The 17,458-nt window shown below is 70.5% G+C and carries 13 protein-coding genes; 7 read left to right on the top strand and 6 right to left on the bottom strand.

Annotated elements, in window-relative coordinates:
* Nucleotides 1-546 precede the first annotated feature (546 nt).
* From AB0J74_RS23980 to AB0J74_RS23960, 5 genes are all read left to right on the top strand, one after another.
* Nucleotides 547-3,006: a bifunctional diguanylate cyclase/phosphodiesterase gene (locus AB0J74_RS23980; protein WP_363451471.1), complete on the top strand. Its 2,460-nt coding sequence runs from the start codon at nucleotides 547-549 to the stop codon at nucleotides 3,004-3,006.
* Entirely contained in the window at nucleotides 3,003-4,259 is a 1,257-nt protein-coding gene (locus AB0J74_RS23975) for a glycosyltransferase 87 family protein (RefSeq protein ID WP_363451469.1), read from the top strand. Before AB0J74_RS23980 ends, AB0J74_RS23975 begins: the two co-directional genes overlap by 4 nt.
* 4 nt (nucleotides 4,260-4,263) lie before the next feature.
* Entirely contained in the window at nucleotides 4,264-4,920 is a 657-nt protein-coding gene (locus tag AB0J74_RS23970; protein WP_363451467.1) for a phosphoribosyltransferase family protein, read from the top strand.
* Nucleotides 4,920-5,315 carry a zf-TFIIB domain-containing protein gene (locus AB0J74_RS23965; protein WP_363451465.1) on the top strand — a complete coding sequence of 132 codons (396 nt, stop codon included), beginning with the start codon at nucleotides 4,920-4,922 and terminating at the stop codon, nucleotides 5,313-5,315. Before AB0J74_RS23970 ends, AB0J74_RS23965 begins: the two co-directional genes overlap by 1 nt.
* Before the next feature lie 63 nt (nucleotides 5,316-5,378).
* Entirely contained in the window at nucleotides 5,379-6,041 is a 663-nt protein-coding gene (locus tag AB0J74_RS23960; RefSeq protein WP_363451463.1) for a maleylpyruvate isomerase N-terminal domain-containing protein, read from the top strand.
* On the opposite strand, the gene AB0J74_RS23955 is transcribed toward AB0J74_RS23960, so the two are convergent.
* Nucleotides 6,038-8,725, bottom strand: coding sequence for a replicative DNA helicase (locus AB0J74_RS23955; RefSeq protein ID WP_363451740.1), 2,688 nt, complete (start codon nucleotides 8,723-8,725; stop codon nucleotides 6,038-6,040). The two genes, AB0J74_RS23960 and AB0J74_RS23955, sit on opposite strands and share 4 nt — an antisense overlap.
* Before the next feature lie 416 nt (nucleotides 8,726-9,141).
* Between AB0J74_RS23955 and AB0J74_RS23950 the strand changes: the two genes are divergently transcribed.
* Complete coding sequence (locus AB0J74_RS23950; RefSeq protein WP_363451461.1) at nucleotides 9,142-13,011, top strand: hypothetical protein; 3,870 nt, start codon at nucleotides 9,142-9,144, stop codon at nucleotides 13,009-13,011.
* Between the two features lie 55 nt (nucleotides 13,012-13,066).
* Here AB0J74_RS23950 and rplI read toward each other — a convergent pair whose 3' ends face one another.
* The 5 genes from rplI to AB0J74_RS23925 all read right to left on the bottom strand — a co-directional run bounded on the left by rplI (nucleotide 13,067) and on the right by AB0J74_RS23925 (nucleotide 15,884).
* A complete protein-coding gene (rplI, locus tag AB0J74_RS23945; RefSeq protein WP_363451459.1) occupies nucleotides 13,067-13,516 on the bottom strand; it encodes a 50S ribosomal protein L9 in 450 nt (149 codons plus the stop codon).
* Between the two features lie 14 nt (nucleotides 13,517-13,530).
* Nucleotides 13,531-13,770 carry a 30S ribosomal protein S18 gene (gene rpsR / locus AB0J74_RS23940; protein WP_091551811.1) on the bottom strand — a complete coding sequence of 80 codons (240 nt, stop codon included), beginning with the start codon at nucleotides 13,768-13,770 and terminating at the stop codon, nucleotides 13,531-13,533.
* Between the two features lie 24 nt (nucleotides 13,771-13,794).
* The gene (locus AB0J74_RS23935; RefSeq protein ID WP_363451457.1) at nucleotides 13,795-14,346 is read right to left on the bottom strand and encodes a single-stranded DNA-binding protein; all 552 of its coding nucleotides are present in this window, start codon (nucleotides 14,344-14,346) and stop codon (nucleotides 13,795-13,797) included.
* Between the two features lie 85 nt (nucleotides 14,347-14,431).
* A complete protein-coding gene (gene rpsF, locus AB0J74_RS23930) occupies nucleotides 14,432-14,722 on the bottom strand; it encodes a 30S ribosomal protein S6 (RefSeq protein WP_089250289.1) in 291 nt (96 codons plus the stop codon).
* Between the two features lie 286 nt (nucleotides 14,723-15,008).
* On the bottom strand, nucleotides 15,009-15,884 hold the full coding sequence (locus tag AB0J74_RS23925) for a hypothetical protein (protein ID WP_363451454.1): 876 nt from the start codon (nucleotides 15,882-15,884) through the stop codon (nucleotides 15,009-15,011).
* Nucleotides 15,885-16,068: 184 nt separating this feature from the next.
* Here AB0J74_RS23925 and AB0J74_RS23920 point away from each other — a divergent pair, with 184 nt between their 5' ends.
* Nucleotides 16,069-16,839 carry a deoxyribonuclease IV gene (locus tag AB0J74_RS23920; protein ID WP_363451452.1) on the top strand — a complete coding sequence of 257 codons (771 nt, stop codon included), beginning with the start codon at nucleotides 16,069-16,071 and terminating at the stop codon, nucleotides 16,837-16,839.
* The last annotated feature ends 619 nt before the right edge of the window (nucleotides 16,840-17,458 follow it).

Raw genomic sequence — 17,458 nt, 5'->3', positions numbered from 1 at the left:
TGCGGGAGTGCGGGCAATTGCTGCGCTCTTATGGTGGTTTGTCGAAGTATGCAGATGCGGAGCGTTGACATAAGTCACGCGACTGGGGGTAGTCCCTTACCGCTTTCGGAACGAGAATACGAGGGACAGCTCATTGCCACGGACCGCACGCAATCACTGACCGACCGCTGACGTTTCGATTCCACGAACACTCCCGAACGAATCGTACAAACCGCTCCGCATCCAATTGCGCTACGCATTCGCAGCAGGACGCATCGTGACAAAACGGCTTCCAGTTAGCGAATACTGCTCATATTGACATATCCCGGTTCAAATCCGTTCGATCTCAACCTACAGTTGTGCCAACACCGGAACAAGCCGGCACAGCACAGGAGGAGCGGTCATGCCCAAGACTCACGAGTGGGACTGACGGCAGGTAGCGGACGAGTCACGGTCCGGTATGCTGACGTCACTTTCGGGTGGCGCTCGGATGAGGACCGATTGACCGGCAAATCAAATCCACACCACAACGCGACCGATCGGCAGCTACGGCTGCTAGTCGGTCTCGTGGTGTTTGTGGCGTCGGTCCCCTTCGTCGTTTCGGTCATCGCGATCGCCACGCACCGGACTCACTCGGCGTCGATCCTCGTCATCCTCGGAATGATCGCGGCGGTGATCGCGTCCAACCGCGCCAAGATGAACGTGCGCCTGCGGTCCAACAAGTGGGGCCAGTCCTGGACCGACATCGTCGTGCTCGTCGGCCTGACGATCGCTCCACCGCCCTGGGTGGTGTTGTGCACCGCGGTAGGCGTCGTGATCGGCCGCCTCCTCGCCCGGGTGAGCCCGCTCAAGGTTGCCTTCGGCGCCGCGAAAGACACCGTTTGGGCGTCGGCAGGAGCTGGGGTCCTTTACGCCTACGGCGCCGATTTCCGCGACGGCCCTCCGGTATTCCACGCCATTGCCCTGGTGTTGGCGTTCCTGGCACTCACCGTTGTCGACGAATTAATCGCCAACCCGGTGATCGCACTCGCCGCGCATACACCGCTGAGGCAGCACTTCCTCCGCTATCTCGACATCCGCATCGGCTTCGGCGCCGCCCGCCTGGTGGTGGCGGTGTTCGTCGTCTGGCTGTTGTCGGTCAACCAGGACGCCCAACTCGTTCTCGTCGCGCCGCTGTTGATCCTGACGCTTCACCTCTGGTACTCGGGCCGGATCCGCAAACGCGACGAACGCATTTCGTGGCAGCGTTTGGCCAGCTCAGCCGAGGCGCTCAACGACGTCGACCTGGGTCGGGTGCTGGAGGTCGCGGTCGAATGGTCTCCGGACCTCTTCTCGGCGGACGGCGCCGAGGTCGAGTTGTTCACCGATCCGCCCCGAGTGGTCCGCGGCGCCGGCGGGAAGATCGACGCCGAGGCCAAGTGGCCATCCGACGCGTTTGTCATCACGACGGTGCTGGAAGATCGCGCGGCCAAACGGCCGATCGGCGAGTTCCGGCTCCGCTTCGGCGGCCCGGTCACGCTCAACGAGATGGAAAACTACAAGCTCCGCACGTTCGCGTCCGCGCTGAACACCGCGATACACAACGCGACGGCATACACCGAGCTCCAACGCGTCGCCATTGTGCACGCGCACGACGCCGCGCACGACGCGTTGACCGGCCTGGCCAACCGCCGGCAACTGATCGACCAGGGCCAGCAGCTGATCGCCGAGGGGCACGCCGACGGCGTACTCGCGTTGCTGTTGCTCGACCTCAACCACTTCAAAGAGGTCAACGACACGCTCGGCCACGCCGCCGGCGACGAGGTGCTCAAGGTGGTGGCCGACCGCCTCAAGGCGGCCGCGCGACCGACCGACCTGGTTTCCCGCCTCGGTGGCGACGAGTTCGCGGTGTTGCTGACCGGCCTTCCCGCGCCGGCGATCGCGACACATCGGTCCGAGCGGCTGGTCGCCGTGCTGCACGAACCGATCGAGGTCGAGGGCATGCGGATCAGCGTCGAGGCCAGCGGCGGCATCGCCACGGCGCCGAGCACCGGCGGCATCGCCGAGTTGCTGCGCCGCGCCGACGTCGCGATGTACCAGGCCAAGCGCTCCGGCCAGCGGATCGCCGCCTACTCGCATGCCCGCGACACCGCCGACATCGGCCGCTTCGCGATCACCGGCAGCATGTCCAGCGCGGTCGCCGACGGCACGCTCACCGTCGACTTCCAACCGATCGTCGACCTGGCCAGCGGCGAGGTCCTCGCCGCCGAGGCGCTGGCCCGCTGGCACCACCCCGACCACGGCACCGTCGACCCGCTGCGCTTCCTGGAGACGGTCGAGCGCAGTGGGCTGTTGCCCGCGTTCGCCGAGGCCGTCCTCGACCAGGCTTTGCTCGCCTGCGTCTCCTGGCGGGAGGCCGGCTTCGACCTGCCCGTGGCGGTCAACGTCGCACCGCGCAGCCTGCTCGACCCGCGCTTCCCGGGCTCGGTGATGACCCGGCTGCGCACCCATGACCTGCCGACCGACCGGCTCATCCTGGAGCTGACCGAGACGTTGACGATCAGCCAGCTCGAGGTCGTCGACCAGGTCCTCGGCCGGTTCCGCGACGAGGGCGTCCGGCTCGCGCTCGACGACTTCGGCACCGGGTACTCGTCGCTGTCGGTGCTGTCCCGGATACCCGTTCACGAGCTGAAGATCGACAGCGAGTTCGTCAGCTCGATGGAGACCTCGCCCGAGGCCGGCGCGGTCATCCGGTCCACCGTCGATCTCGGGCGCAGCCTCAACCTCGCGGTGGTGGCCGAGGGTGTCGACAGCGAGCCACAGCGCCGGGCGCTCTGGGAGATGGGCTGCACCGCTGGTCAGGGCCACCTGTTCGCCCGCCCGATGACCGCCGCCCGGCTGCTCGCGACGTTGCACCGCGGCTCCGGCGGGCGGCCCGGCATGCTGGCGCCGGCGCTACACGACGAGGGCGCCGTCATCCGGCTCAGCCCGCACCGGCGACCGGTGCCACGACAGCGCGGCGAACGTTTGCCACACTTGGGCGGATGATCACCTGGTCCCGCCTCGACCGGGCGGGCGGCGGCCTCGCGTTCGACCTCGGGCTCTACGCGCTGTCCGCCGGCTTCGCCGCGATCACCGCGGCGACCTCCACGCTGCTGCCGCACCGGGCCTGGGGCGGCGTCGCAGCCGTGGGCTACGCGGTGGCGGCGGTCGCCGTGCTGGTGCAGTGGCTGGCCGGCAACCGCGATCCGCGGGTACGCGCCACGATCACGGGCGTCGCCTTCGTGGCCACCGCCTGGGTGCCCATGCTGATCCAGTGCGTGCAGCGGGCCGGCGGGCGCACCGACCGGGCGCAGGAAGAGGTGCTGGTCGTCGAGGACGGCGGCATCCGGCTGCTTCACCACGGCACGCCCTACCTCTCCGACGGCACGATCGCGGGGCTGCCCGCCGACGAACGGCTGCTCGGCTATCTGCCGTACCAACCAGGCATGGCGCTCTTCGGTCTGCCCCGGGCCATCGCCGGCGATACCTGGTGGACGGACGCGCGGGTCTGGTTCCTGGCGGTCACCGTGGCCGCCCTGGCGATCGCGGTCGCGCTGGAAAGTGGCCCGCAGGTGCTCCGGGCGGTGCAGCTCACCACGGTGCTGCCGGTCGTCGCGCTGACGATCGCGACCGGTGGCGACGACCTTCCCGTGCTGGCGCTGTGCCTGCTCGCGATCGCGCTGTGCACGCGCGAGCGGTGGGCCTGGGCCGGGGTCGTCGCCGGGCTGGCCGGCACGCTCAAGCTCTTCGCCCTGCCGATCGTCGCGGTGCTGTTGATCCACGCGCTGACCCGACGGCGACTGCGTCCGTTCGCGCTCGGCGCGATCGGCCTGCCGGTGCTCGCGCTCGTGCCGCCGCTGCTGCGTGACGCGGGCGCACTGGTCGACAACGTGATCGGCTTCCCGCTCGGGCACGGCGTGGTGAGCAGCCCGGCCGCGTCGCCGTTTCCCGGCCATCTGATCGCTACCGGCCTGCCCGGTGGGCGGTTGATCGCGGCCGGCCTGCTCGCGCTCGCGGGGGTGGCGCTCGCGGTCTGGATCGTCCGTCGCCCGCCGCGGACCGCGGCCGCCGTTGCATTGATCAGCGGGTACGGGCTGCTCGCGGCGATCCTGTTGATGCCCTCGACCCGCTTCGGCTATCTGCTCTACCCGGTCGCCCTGCTGGCCTGGGTGCCGGCGTTGCGCGACGGTGCCGCACCGTTGCCGCAACGCGATCGGCTGGAAGACGCGACGGACGGGCGCGCGAGGGCGTACACCTGAGTGAGTGGATGGCTCTTTCCCTGACCGGGCGGCGGCCGGCGCGGCGCTGGCCGAGGGACTGGCCGGCTACGCGTGGCGACCCGATGTGATCGTTCTCGGGCTGGTGCGCGGCGGCGTCCCGGTCGCCGCGACGGTGGCCGCGCGACTGGGCGTCGCGCTCGACGTGCTGGTGATCCGCAAGCTCGGCGTGCCCTGGGCACCCGAGGTCGCGTTCGGCGCGCTGGGCCCGGGCGGTGTCGCGGTGCGCAACGACGACGTGGCCGCGCGGCTCGACCAGGCCGACGTCGACCGGGTGCTGGCGCGGGAGGAAGCGGAGCTGGCGGCCCGCGAGGCCCGCTATCGGGCCGGTCGGCCGCCGCTGAGGCTGAACGGCAGGCTGGCCGTGCTGGTCGACGACGGCCTGGCGACCGGCGCGACGGGCCGCGCGGCGGTCGCGGTGGCCCGCGAACTGGGCGCGGCGCGGGTGGTGCTGGCCGTTCCGGTCGGCTCGGCGCGGGCGTTGTCCGTGTTGGCTCCGCTGGTCGACGAGTTGGTCTGCCCGCTACAGCCGGAGCCGTTCGGTGCGGTGAGCCAGTTCTACGACGACTTCCACCAGGTCACCGACCGCGAGGTGGCCGAAGCGCTGGGCTCGGGCCGCGTGCGGCCACCCGGTACCGTCTAGTGATGCAGATGACCTGTCCGAAGTGTCGTGGCGAGATGCGAACCTACGAGCGCAGCGGCGTGACCGTCGACCAGTGCACCGAGTGCCGTGGGATCTTCCTTGACCGCGGCGAGCTCGAGAAGCTCTTCGAGGCCGAGGCCAACTGGAACCGTCAGCACTCCGCGCCGGGCGTGCCGGGCCAGCCGGTGGCTCCCGGCTACGCTCCGCCGCCGCCGCCCCCGCCGGGTGGGCACGGGCAGCCCGGTTATGGCCAGCCGAGCCACATGCCGCCGCCGCCTCCGCCGGCGCACTACCCGCCGCAGCCGGCGTATGGCCAGCACGGCGGGCACTACGGCTATCACGGCCACTACAAGCACAAGCGTCACAAGGGTTTCCTGGGCGAGCTGTTCGACTGATCGCGTGGGCCCGGTGGTCGGTTGTCGGCTGCCGGGCCCCGCTTCGCATGAGATCGTCGAGTTATGACGGCACCCGCTGGGGCTCTCGCCGACGCCTACGCCGCGGTCACCGCGACGGTGTTGCCGCTGGCCGACGACGACTTGCTGCACGCGACCCGGTGCCGCGGCTGGGTGATCGCCGACGTGCTGCACCACCTGCTCGAGGACGCGCGGCGGGCACTCGTCGCGTTCGTCAGCACGGTCCCTGGTCCGTCCGATGTAGACCACGTGAGCTACTGGACGGGTGGCGCGGTGGCCGGGCGACAGAGCGCCTGGTCGACGCGGCGGGCGGCAAGTGCCTACGAGCGGCCCTCGTCGATCGTGGCGGTGTGGGCCGAGACCGCTCCGGCAGCCGCGCGCGCAGCGGCCGCTGCGGATCCCGCGGCGTTCGTCGCGACACAGGGCCACGTGCTGGCGGTGCCGGACTTCATCGCGACGCTGGTGACCGAGGCCGTCGTACACCATCTGGATCTGAGCGTTTCCTTGCCGGCGCCGCCGGCGCCACCCGAATCGGCGCTGGCCGTCGCGGTGTCCACGATGGACGGGCTGTTGAGCGACGAGGTGGTGCGGCCGGCGACCTGGTCGCCGACGGACTTCCTGCTCAAGGCCAGCGGCCGGGCTTCGCTGACGGCACGGGACCGACTGGCGCTCGGTGAGGCCGCGGGCTGGTTTCCGCTTCTGTCCTAAATGGCCATGTCTACGAAGCGCGACAGGTGGAGCTGGGCGGCCACGGTGACCGTGTCGGTCGGGCCGTTTCGGTGTTTGGCGACGATGAAGTCGGCCTCACCGGCACGCGGCGACTCCTTGTCGTAGTAGTCGTCACGGTGCAGCAGGATGACGACGTCGGCGTCTTGCTCGATCGAGTTGTGAGTCGCGATGCCGTTGGCGATGAAGTTGTGGGTGCCGAGCACGGTCGCGTCGAAGACGTCGCGCATCCCAAGCGGTTCGATGGCGACGATCCGGTCCCAGAAGATGTCGTTAGTGGCGTGCAGCTCCATGTCGGCGTCGCCGAGAACCTCCGCCACGCGCGCCAACCGCTGCCGGCTGGACGCGTGCTTCCACATCGCACCTCCGCTGAACTGCGAATTCATCGCCGCTGCGAATTGACGATGCGTCATGCCACGGTCGGTCAGGACATCACGCACACGCGACCAAACCTCGGTCGGGATCGTGTCGACATTGGGGTTGCCGACCTGGCCCTCCAGCGAGGCGAGCAGGAGTGCGCAGTTGACGGCGCGAGCACCGTGCACACCGATCTCGCGCAGGAACCGCAGCTGATCATCACGTCCGGAGATATCGAGAGTGTATTGAGGCCTCCCTGTCTTCACCGGGACCCGGCGGATGCGCGTGCTGATGCCGAACCGCAGCAACAGCCGGCTGACGTCGTCGATCAGTTGGCGGCTGGTGCTGGCGTAGTAGATCCGCCCCCCTGTGCCCGCGTGGGTCATCGTCACAGACCCGTCTGTCGCCCACAGGTGGTGCAGGAACAGCCGGATCTGCTTCTTCTCGAGGCCCATGAGCGCGGTGGGAACGAACTTTTCGTGCGAGCGCAGGCCGAACAGCCCCAAACCGGCCAACCACGCGGCGATCGGGTTGCGCCGGCCGCGGGCCAACCGGAAGGGCGCGGTAAGCCGGAGCGTGGTAACGCCCGCCTCGGGGTAGTCGTCGCGTACGGCCGTGATGCCGAAGTGGCGGCCAGCATCGGTAACCGCGGCCAGGTTGTCTTCGTCGACGCTCGCATACCTGATCGGTTGGCGTGCGACGAAGGAGCCGTCACCGATCAGGTGCGCCAGCATGACGACCTCGTCGTCGGGCCAGGACGGCGCGACGGTGGTGGGTGCCGGGACGTGCCGGGCGACGCCGATGCGCGTGCCGACAGCCAGATCGCCAAGGGAGCGCCACCCGTCGAAGGTCAGGAACGGATGGTTGGCCGTGGCTTCGAGCTCTTTTCCGGAGGCGAGCCGAAGTCGAAAGGTCTCCCTGCGTCCGCTGGGAAAGACATGGGTCATCGTGCGTGGCGTGAACTTGAGCCGCTCGTCGAGCGCCCACACCGGGATGTCGCGCGCACCGGATCGGAGCAGCTCGCCCAGCGTCACTTCGGCGTTGGTGTCGGCACGAATGACCTTCGTGTCTTCGGTCAGGCAACCGGATTCGCGCAAATCGGAAAGCTGTGGGCGCTTGTCGGTGCGCTGCTCGGGGCCGCGGTTGAGCTGGCTGACGGCGATCACCGGGCACTCGACCTCTTTGGCGAGCAGCTTGAGGCCACGGGACAGCTCGGCGACCTCTTGCTGGCGACTCTCGGTGCGCTTGGGCGAACTCATCAGCTGCAGGTAGTCGACGACGATCATCTTGAGGTCGTGGCGCTGCTTGAGCCGGCGGGCCTTGGCCCTGATCTCCATCAGGTTCATGTTGGGCGTGTCGTCGACGAACAGCGGCGCCTCGCTGATCTCACCCATCCGGCGGGCCAGCTTGGTCCAGTCGTCGTCGGAGAGTTGCCCGGAGCGCAGGACGTGGAGCGGCACCCGGGCCTCGGCGGAGAGCAGTCGCATGACGATCTCGACCTTGCTCATTTCGAGCGAGAAGATGGCGCTGGCACAGTTGTGGCGGATTGCCGCATTCCGGGCAAAGTCCATAGAGGCCGTGCTCTTACCGAGACCGGGCCGGCCGGCCACGATGATCAGTTGGCCGGGGTGGAGGCCGTTGAGCAGGCGGTCGAGGTCGGTGAAGCCGGTCGGCACGCCGGTCATCACGCCGCCCTGCGCGCCGACGGCCTCGATCTCGTCGAGGGTCGGCTGCAGCATGTCGGCGAGGATCGCGAAGTCTTCGCTGACCCGCTTCTCGGTGACGTCGTAGATCGCCTGCTGTGCGAGATCGACGACGTCGTCGACGTCGCGGCCGCCGCCGTTGGCGGAGCCGTAGCCGAGTTGGACGATGCGCGTGCCGGCCTCGACCAGGCGGCGGAGCACCGCGCGCTCGGCGACGATGCGGGCGTAGTAGCCGGCGTTGGCCGCGGTCGGCACGCTGGCCATCAGCGTCTGCAGGTAGGGGGCGCCGCCGATGCGCATCAGGTCGCCGGAGTCGGCCAGCGAGGCGGCCACGGTCACCGCGTCGGCGGGCTCGCCGCGGCCGTAGAGGTCGAGGACGGCGTCGAAGACCGTCGCGTGGATCGGGCGGTAGAAGTCGCCGGTCTTGAGGATCTCGATGACGTCGGCGATCGCGTCTTTGGAGAGCAGCATGCCGCCCAGGACGCTCTGCTCGGCGGCGACGTCTTGCGGCGGCGTCTTGTCGTAGCCCCCGTCGCGCTGCGGCGGTGGGCCCTCCTGCGGTGGGCCGGACGGGCGGCCACCGCGCACGTCGTCGGTGATCGACACGGGTGGCCCCCTCTCGTACGGTTGTACTATAACCGACGCTTGATCGGCGGACCCCCGACACGACCGGGGGATGTCGCGCCGTTTCATCACGGACCGAACGGCAACCTTATGAGCCCGTTGTCCACCAGCGCAAAGAGACCCGTGGACGAACCTTTGGACAACCTGTGGAAAGCAGGCCAGAGGGTGTGCGTCAACCTGTGCACAGCTTGTGTACGACCACTGTGCATCCTTGCGCGGCAGGCCTCTGACGTGCGGTTCCACAATCCCCAGCGTGTGGAGGAAAGAAATACGTCCACGCCGGGACCGGCAGCCACTCTCCGGGTCGACTACCATCGACGCGTCCGTGGATTGAGACGCGTTGGGTCTTGCCGTCACGGACGATTGCGATCCGATATCAGGAAGGTCACGCTCCGGCTGTGGACTATCGGGATTGGGCGCGTGGCGACGACACCCCGGTGACGTCGCCCAGGTCGCGCTCGCCCAGGTCCGAAGACCGGCCGCGGCGCACCGGTGCCCGGCGGGGCGTCAAGCCCCCGGCCGCCGAGCCCAATCCTGATGCGATCTCCCAGTGGGATCCGCTCGGTGCGACCGGCGGTGAGCTGGCGGCGATCCAGCAGATCGAAGACACCGCGTCGTTCAAGCTGCCGAAGAACTTCTGGCAGGACGAGCCCGCTGACGACGAGGTCACCATCGTCCCGACCGGCGGCGAACGCCGCACCCGGCACGACGACGACGAGATCGAGCTGTCCAGCGGTCGTCGGCGGCGCCGCGACGATGTGAGCGACTCGCGGGCGGGGCGCTTCGACGATGCTGACGAGATCGAGCTTTCCAGCGGGGCGCGACGCCGGCGCGACGACATTTCGGACTCCCGGGTGCGGCGCGCTCGTGCCGAAGCGGACGAGATCGAGCTGTCCAGCGGCGCGCGGCGCCGCCGGGACGACATCTCCGACTCGCGGGCGGGCCGTGGTTATGACGAGGTCGAGCTGTCCGGCGGCGGCCGGCGCCGACTGGATGGCGTTGCCGACTCGCGCGCCGGCCGGGGCTACCCCGACTCCGACGAGATCGAACTCTCCAGCGGCGGGCGACGCCGGCTGGACGACATTTCGGACTCCCGGGTGCGGCGCGCTCGTGACGAAGCGGACGAGATCGAGCTGTCCAGTGGCGCGCGGCGCCGCCGGGCCGACCGTGGTTATGACGAGGTCGAACTCTCCAGCGGCGGTCGGCGCCGACTCGATGGCGTTGCCGACTCGCGCGCCGGGCGGGGATACCCCGACTCCGACGAGATCGAACTCTCCAGCGGCGGGCGACGCCGGCTGGACGACATTTCGGACTCCCGCGTGCGGCGCGCCCGCGCCGAAGACGACGAGATCGAGCTGTCCAGCGGCGCGCGGCGCCGCCGGGACGACATCTCCGACTCCCGGGCCGGCCGTGGTTATGACGAGGTCGAACTCTCCAGCGGCGGCCGGCGCCGACTGGATGACGTTGCCGACTCGCGCGCCGGCCGGGGCTACGCCGACCCCGACGAGATCGAGCTGTCCAGCGGCGGGCGGCGCCGGCGCGATGGCGTTGCCGACTCGCGGGCGGGACGCGGCTACGACGAGTCAGCAGAAATCGAGCTTTCCAGCGGTGGGCGGCGGCAGCGCGACGACATCACCGACTCGCGTGCGCGTCGGGCCTGGAACGACGCAGGCGCCGACGATGTGACCGGGAGTGCCGCGATCGAGGTGCCTGTTCGCGGGCGCCGCGGGCGGCGACACCTGGACGAGGCCGACGCCCGGGACGAATGGCAGGACGAAACGACCGGCGTGGGCTACGCGGCGACGGGCACCGCCGAGGTGCCGGTCCGTGGCCGGCGCAGCCGGCGTGACGCTCCCGCCGACACCGGGGTGGTCAGCCGCGGACGGCGGCGCCGGCAGGAGGAAGCCGACGCGGGCGTCTCCGCCAGTTGGCAGACCGAGCAGACCGAAACCGAACTGCCGGGCATCACCCGGCGCGAAGACACCGGCACGATCCAGGTGCCGCTGCGCAGCCGCTACGCCGACCCCGTCGACGAGCCGACATCGCGCGGCCGCCGGGCGCGGCACGGCGAGGCCGCCGCAGCCGAGCGGGGCCGCTCAGACTGGCGCGACGAGGTCGACGACGTCGACCTGCCGACCACCCGCCGCGCCCGGGACGATGACGTCGACCCGCCGAGCCGCGGCCGGCGGGCCCGCCGCGACGAGGCCGATGCACTCGACACCACCGGCTCCGGGCGGCGCGGCCGACAAGCTGCCGCTGACTCCGTCGAATCGACCGGGGCTGGCCGGCGCTTCCGCACCGACCTGGACTCGACCGAGACCGAGCGCCGCAGCCGCAGCGACGAAGCTGACGCGCTCGACTCGACCAGCGCCGGGCGGCGGGCCCGTCGCGATGACCCAGACGGGGTCAGCTCGACCGGCGTCGGACGCCGCCCCTATCTCGACGACGGCGGACCGATCGACTCGACCAATGGCGGACGGCCCGCCCGCCGCGGCTACCGGGACGAAGCGGACGCTGTCGACTCGACCAGCCCCGGACGGCGCAGTCGGCACGACGACCCGGACGGGGTCGGGTCGACCGGTGTCCGGCGCCGCGCCTACCGCGACGAAGGCGACGCCCTCGACTCCAGCGCCGGACGGCGCGGCTACCGTGACAAAAGCGACGCCCTCGACTCCACCAGCGCCCGACGGGGCGGCTATCGCGACGAGCCCGACGGCCTCGACTCCACCGACGCTGGGCGCCGCAGCCGCCACGACGACCCAGACGGCATCGGCTCAACTGGTGTCGGGCGCCGGCCCTACCGCGACCAATCCGACGCCCTCGACCCCACCAACTCCGGGCGGCGCAGCCGCCGCGACGACCCAGACGCGGTCAGCTCGACCGGTGTCGGGCGGCTGGGCCGGCATGACGAGGTCGCTCCCATGGAGCAGACCGGCCACGGCACCTGGAGTGACGGCCGCAGCCGGCGCGCGGAGGCCGAACCCCTGCGGCGCGGTCGCGGTGACGAGGTCGATCCGGCCGCGCGCGGTTGGCGTGACGGCACGCCCGGCGGTGACCTGCCGGCGCAGCGTCGACGGCTGCCGGGCGATGGCCCCGACATGCCCAGCCGCGGCCGTCGCGGCGAACCCGGCAACCCTGACCTGGCCGATCCGCGATTCGGCGGCCGTGGTGGGCGTCGGGCGGAACCCAGCCCCGGCGCCGAGCGTGGGTCCTGGGCCGGCGAACCCGACTCCGACCGCTGGCGGCACCCGGACATGACCGGCGAATGGTCGCGGCGCGCGATGGCGCCGATCGAGCCGGCGCCGGAACCCCTCGACGACCGCTCGGGCCAGGACGCCGGGCGGCGTGGTCGGTGGAATGCGGGGCGGGACGCTACCGACGACGGGGTTTCCGAGACCGGGAGTCGGCGGCGCGATCAAGGACAGCGGCCGGGCGACCGGCGCGACGACGACCCCGGAACCGGGTCGTGGGAGCGGATGACCGACACCGGTCAGTACGACCCCACGACGACCACGGGCGAGTGGGATCGGCTTGTCGGGAGCATCGACGAAGAGGCCGAGGAGAAGTTCGACGCGTTCTGGTCGGGGCATCGGCTCTCCGGAGACGATCCGCGGTGGGTGCCGACGCCGGCTACTGCGCCGCGGTCGCCGGCGGTCGGGCTGCCCGAGCCGCGCCGGCCCGAGCCCGAGGGCTATGACGGCGGGCCGCGCCGGGGACGGTCGGCGGCCGAAGAGGCGGCGCTGGCCCGGGCCGCGATGCCGCCGGCGCTCGACGCGACCGACCCTGGGTGGGGTGCACCCGCTCGGACGGCACCGCGTGCACAGGCGCGACCGGGACCGGCCGCCCGCACGCAGGCGCCGCCGCAGCGGCGGTCGATGGGGTGGCAGCAGGAGGAGTTCGAGCAGCTCGAGAACGCGGACAACGGTGGGTTCCTGGCCGCGGTGCTTTATGCGGCCGCCTGGTACGCCGTACCCGTGCTGGCGTTCGGTCTGTGGTTGATGACGCTGCCGGCTGTGGCGCCGGATGACTGCATCAGCGACGTGACCGGCGGTGGGTGTGACTCGCCTCGGGCGCAGGCGCTGGAAGGGCTGCTCTCCGGGGTGCCCACGTTCGGCATCGCGCTCGGGCTGACGCTGGTCGCCGCCATCGGGCTGCGTTGGGCCGGCCATAGTTGGCGGGCCGGCAGTGTCGGCTTGGCCGCAGCTGTGGTCGGCGGCGGCCTGGCGGCCGTGCTCAACAGCGTGTTCACCGGGCAACCGCTCGGCTGACGCACGAAGGGCGCCGCACCGTGACCGGTGCGACGCCCCTGCGCGGGTGTTGCCTTTACTTGCTGCGGTTGACGTTGACGTCGAACGTCGCCGTCACCTCGGGGTGCAGCTTGACCTTCACCGGGTAGCTGCCGGTCGACTTGATGTGACCGGGCAGCTCGAGCCGGCGGCGGTCGAGCGACGGGCCACCCGCCGACTTGACCGCGTCGACGATCTCGACCGGGGTGACCGAGCCGAACAGGCGGCCACCGTCACCGGCGCGCACCTGCAGGCTGACCTTGAGGCCTTCGAGCTGGGCCTTGACCTCGTTGGCGTGGCCGAGGTCGCGGATCTCGCGAGCACCGCGGGCCCGCTTGATGTTGGTGACCTCTTTCTCCGCGCCCTTGCTCCAGCGGATGCCGAAGCCCTGGGGGAGGAGATAGTTGCGGCCGTAACCGTCCTTGACGTCGACCACGTCGCCGGGCGTGCCGAGGCCGGACACCTCCTGAGTCAGGATGACCTTCATGTCGGTGCCTCCTCTCAGCGTGCCGTGGTCGTGTAGGGCAGGAGCGCCATCTCACGCGCGTTTTTCACGGCGCGCGCGATCTGACGCTGCTGCTGCGAGGTCACCCCGGTGACCCGGCGGGCACGGATCTTGCCCCGGTCGGAGATGAACTTGCGCAGCAGCGCGGTGTCTTTGTAGTCGATGTAGGTGATCCCGTCCTTGTCGAGCGGGTTCACCTTCTTCTTCGGCTTGCGTAGCGCGGCAGCCTTAGCCATTGCTCGTGCTCCTGGTGATTCTGGTTAGAACGGGGGCTCGTCGTCAGAGAAACTGCTCGACCGGCCCGAACCGCCGGAGGAGGCGCCTGCCGGTGCGGCCGTCGCCCAGGGGTCGTCGAAGTTGTTGCCTCCGCCGCCACCCTGGCCGCCGCCACCACCGGAGCCGAAGCCGCCACCACCACCGCCACTGGAGCGCGACATCTTCTGCACCTTCGCCGTGGCGTAGCGCAGGGATGGGCCGATCTCGTCGACCTCGAGCTCGATGACGGTGCGCTTCTCACCCTCGCGGGTCTCGTAGGACCGCTGCTTGAGCCGGCCCGACACGATGACGCGAGCGCCCCGCTGCAGCGACTCGGCGACGTTTTCGGCCGCCTGGCGCCACACGGTGCAGGAAAGGAAGAGCGGCTCGCCGTCCTTCCACTCGTTGGTCTGGCGGTCCATGATCCGCGGGGTCGAGGCCACGCGGAACTTGGCGACCGCCGCACCCGACGGGGTGAAGCGCAACTCGGGGTCGTCGGTCAGGTTGCCGATGACCGTGATCGTGGTGTCTCCTGCCATGACCGTCTCCTCGTGCACTCATTCGAGTCTCTGCCGACAGGCTGCCAGAGCCGTACGACAGAGTTGGTGAGGCTTGTTCGGGCTGATCTGGTCCGAACCGCGCTTAGCGCGTCTCGGGCCGGATGACCTTGGTGCGCAGCACGGACTCGTTGAGTCGCAGCTGACGGTCCAGCTCAGCCACCGCCGCAGGCTCCGCCTGCAGGTCGATGACGGCGTAGATGCCCTCGGCCTTCTTGTTGATCTCGAATGAGAGCCGCCGGCGGCCCCACACATCGAGTTTCTCCACCGAGCCACCCGCGGTCCGAATCACGTTGAGGTACGTGTCGAGAGACGGGGCGACGGTGCGTTCCTCGAGAGAGGGATCGAGGATCACCATAACTTCGTAATGACGCAAGACGTGCTCACCTCCTATGGGCTTGGCGGCCGCGGTCCTTCCGCGGCAGGAGGTCGTGCGTCGTTGCCAGTGCACCCTGTTGGTGCGGACAACCCCACCACAATACCGGAGACCCCAGGTCGGGGGCCGTCCGGGCGTGGCAAGGGCCCCTTCTAAGCGAAGGGGCCCTGTGGTGCTGAGCCGCGGAGCGCCTTGGTCCGCATTCTTTGGGTGGGACCTGGGGAGGAACGACCACACCGACGAGGTTGGACGCGGGCGCCCCGCGGAGCTTGTTGTGATATTTAGTTTACGCGGTGTGAGTCCGACTTGCGCGTTGAGCAACAATAGCCCGGATTGCCCCAGCGGATACGCCGACTGCGCACACTGTCGCGATCAGCGCCAGCAGGCCGGTCGGCCCGCTCTCGCTGACCGGGTCGACCGAGGCCAGCGGTTCGGCGGCCGCGCCGGCGACCGTGGTCGCCCCGTCGAGGCTGGCGCCGCCGCTCGGGTCGCCGAAGCTGTCGGCCGACAGCGCCGCCGCGTCGGGGTTCGCCGGGTCGTCCGGATTCGCCGGGTCCGCGTCGGGGTTGGCCGGGTTCGCCGGGTCGACGGCGGCCGGGGAGGCACCGGTCGCCGGGTTGGCGTTGCCGCCGCCGGCCGGGGCGCCCTGGGCCTGCTGGTCGTCGTCGCCGCCGGCCGCCGCCGGGGTGTCGTTGCCGCCAGAGGTGTTGCCGCCGCCGTTGCCGAACGGGACGATCGGCGGGGTGTCGTTGTTGACCACGGGCGGCGCCGGCGCGGCCAGCACCTCGACCCGCACCGACTTCTCGTCGGCCAGCATGCAGTCGGGCTTGAGCGCCAACTCGACCGGACCGCGGTGGAAGAGCACGTCCGCGGTCGCACCGGAGGCCACCTCGCCCCGGGTCGCACCGTCGAGCAGCAGCTTGGCCTTGCGGCCGGTGTTGTTGACGACCCGCAGGGTGCTCTCCGCCGGCACGGTCACCGACGCGGAGTTGGGCTTGGCGCCGCACGCGACCCCGAGCAGCCCGTCGCCGCTGAAGGTGACCTGGCTATTGGTCTCCTGCGTCGGCTCCGCGGCGAGGGCGGCGCCGCCGATGGCCAGCGGCCCAGCCACGAAGAAGGCGGCGGCAGCGGACGCGACGGTACGGCGTCGGATGGCGAGCAACGTTCACAACTCCCGTGGTCGGCCGGTGCATGGAGGCTCGTGGTGGTTCAGCGGCCCCCGGGCTGGTCTATCGGTGGTAACGAAGCGGGACCGGCGGCGGTGACGCGAGGTGGGCGATTTGCGAGGAATTCCGGAAGCGGGCACCGCTGCGCCTTTGTCACACCCGCGACGTAGGCTCGCCTGCATGCGCATCGGAGCTCACGTCGACCCGACCGATCCGTTAGCCGCTGCGACGGCCCGCGATGCCGACGCGGTGCAGTTCTTCCTCACCGACCCGCAGGGCTACAAGTCACCCAAGCCGCGCGCCGACGCGGAGGCGCTCAAGGCGGCCGAGGTCGACATCTACATTCACGCGCCCTATCTGATCAACGTGGCGACGCTCAACAACAAGATCCGCATCCCGAGCCGCAAGCTGCTGCTCGCGCACGCCGCGGGCGCCGCCGCTGTGGGCGCCAAGGCGCTGATCGTCCACGGCGGACACGTCGGCTCGGTCGACGAACTCGAGACCGGGTTCGACAACTGGCGCAAGACTTTCGCGTACGCGCAGGAGCAGGGCGGCTTCGCCACTCCCGTGCTGATCGAAAACACCGCCGGCGGCGACCACGCCTGCGCCCGCAAGCTCGACATGCTGGCCCGGCTCTGGGACGCGATCGGCGACCACGAGGTCGGCTTCTGCCTCGACACCTGCCACGCCCACGCCGGCGGTGAAGACCTGCTCGGCCTGGTCGACCGGGTCATGGCAATCACCGGCCGCATCGACCTGATTCACTGCAACGACTCGAAGGACCCGTTCGACTCGGGCCGGGATCGACACGACAACCTCGGTTCCGGAATGATCGACCCCGAGTTGCTCATCGCCGTCGTGCGCGCGGCCGGAGCACCGGTCATCGTGGAGACACCGGGCGACGCCGAGGGCCAAGCGGCCGACATCGCGTTTCTACGCGGCAAGGTGTGACGTTAGGCGCCACTAGGGGGTGTCTCGTGGGCCCAACCGCGACGCCGCGGTGCGGTCGACAGCGAGACGTCGCCTCCCGTCGGTCGAGAGAAAGAGCGGCATGAACTCGGAAGAACCGCCGATGACCGCCCGAAGCGCGGCACCGGGACCCGAGCCCACCCGCCGGCCCTCCATCGCCAGCGAGGAGGAGCCCGACGAGCCCTACGTGGCCGGGTCGACCGCCACCGAACGGGCGACCCCTGACGATTCGACCGCTCGGCGCGGCGAAGAAGGCGGCGCGTCAGCCAACGGCCGCGAGGGCGGCGACGGAGCCGGCGCGAGCGACGGGCCGGGCGAAGCCGGCGCTCGGCTGGGCGACGCGGCAGGCCAACCCGGGGCTCGGCGTCGCAACGCAGTCGGCGGGTCCAGGCAAACACGATTGCTGCGCGACGACGCGGAGACCCTGGCCGACGAGAACGACGCTCGTCCCGCAGCCGTGGCCTCGATCCTCGATGACCGCACCGGCAGCACCGAGGGCGACCACGCTGCCGTGGCGGGCCGCGGAACGGGCTCCGCCGACGGCGGCGCGAGCGCCAACAGCGGCGCTGAGGCCGCCATAGGCACCGCGACCCGTGGCGCT

Origin of the sequence: Asanoa sp. NPDC049573 (assembly GCF_040676615.1) — a bacterium.
In the GTDB taxonomy this organism is placed as follows: Bacteria; Actinomycetota; Actinomycetes; order Mycobacteriales; family Micromonosporaceae; genus Asanoa.
The sequence above is the reverse complement of the archived record's forward strand: the minus strand, read 5'-3'. Positions and strand labels throughout refer to the sequence as shown.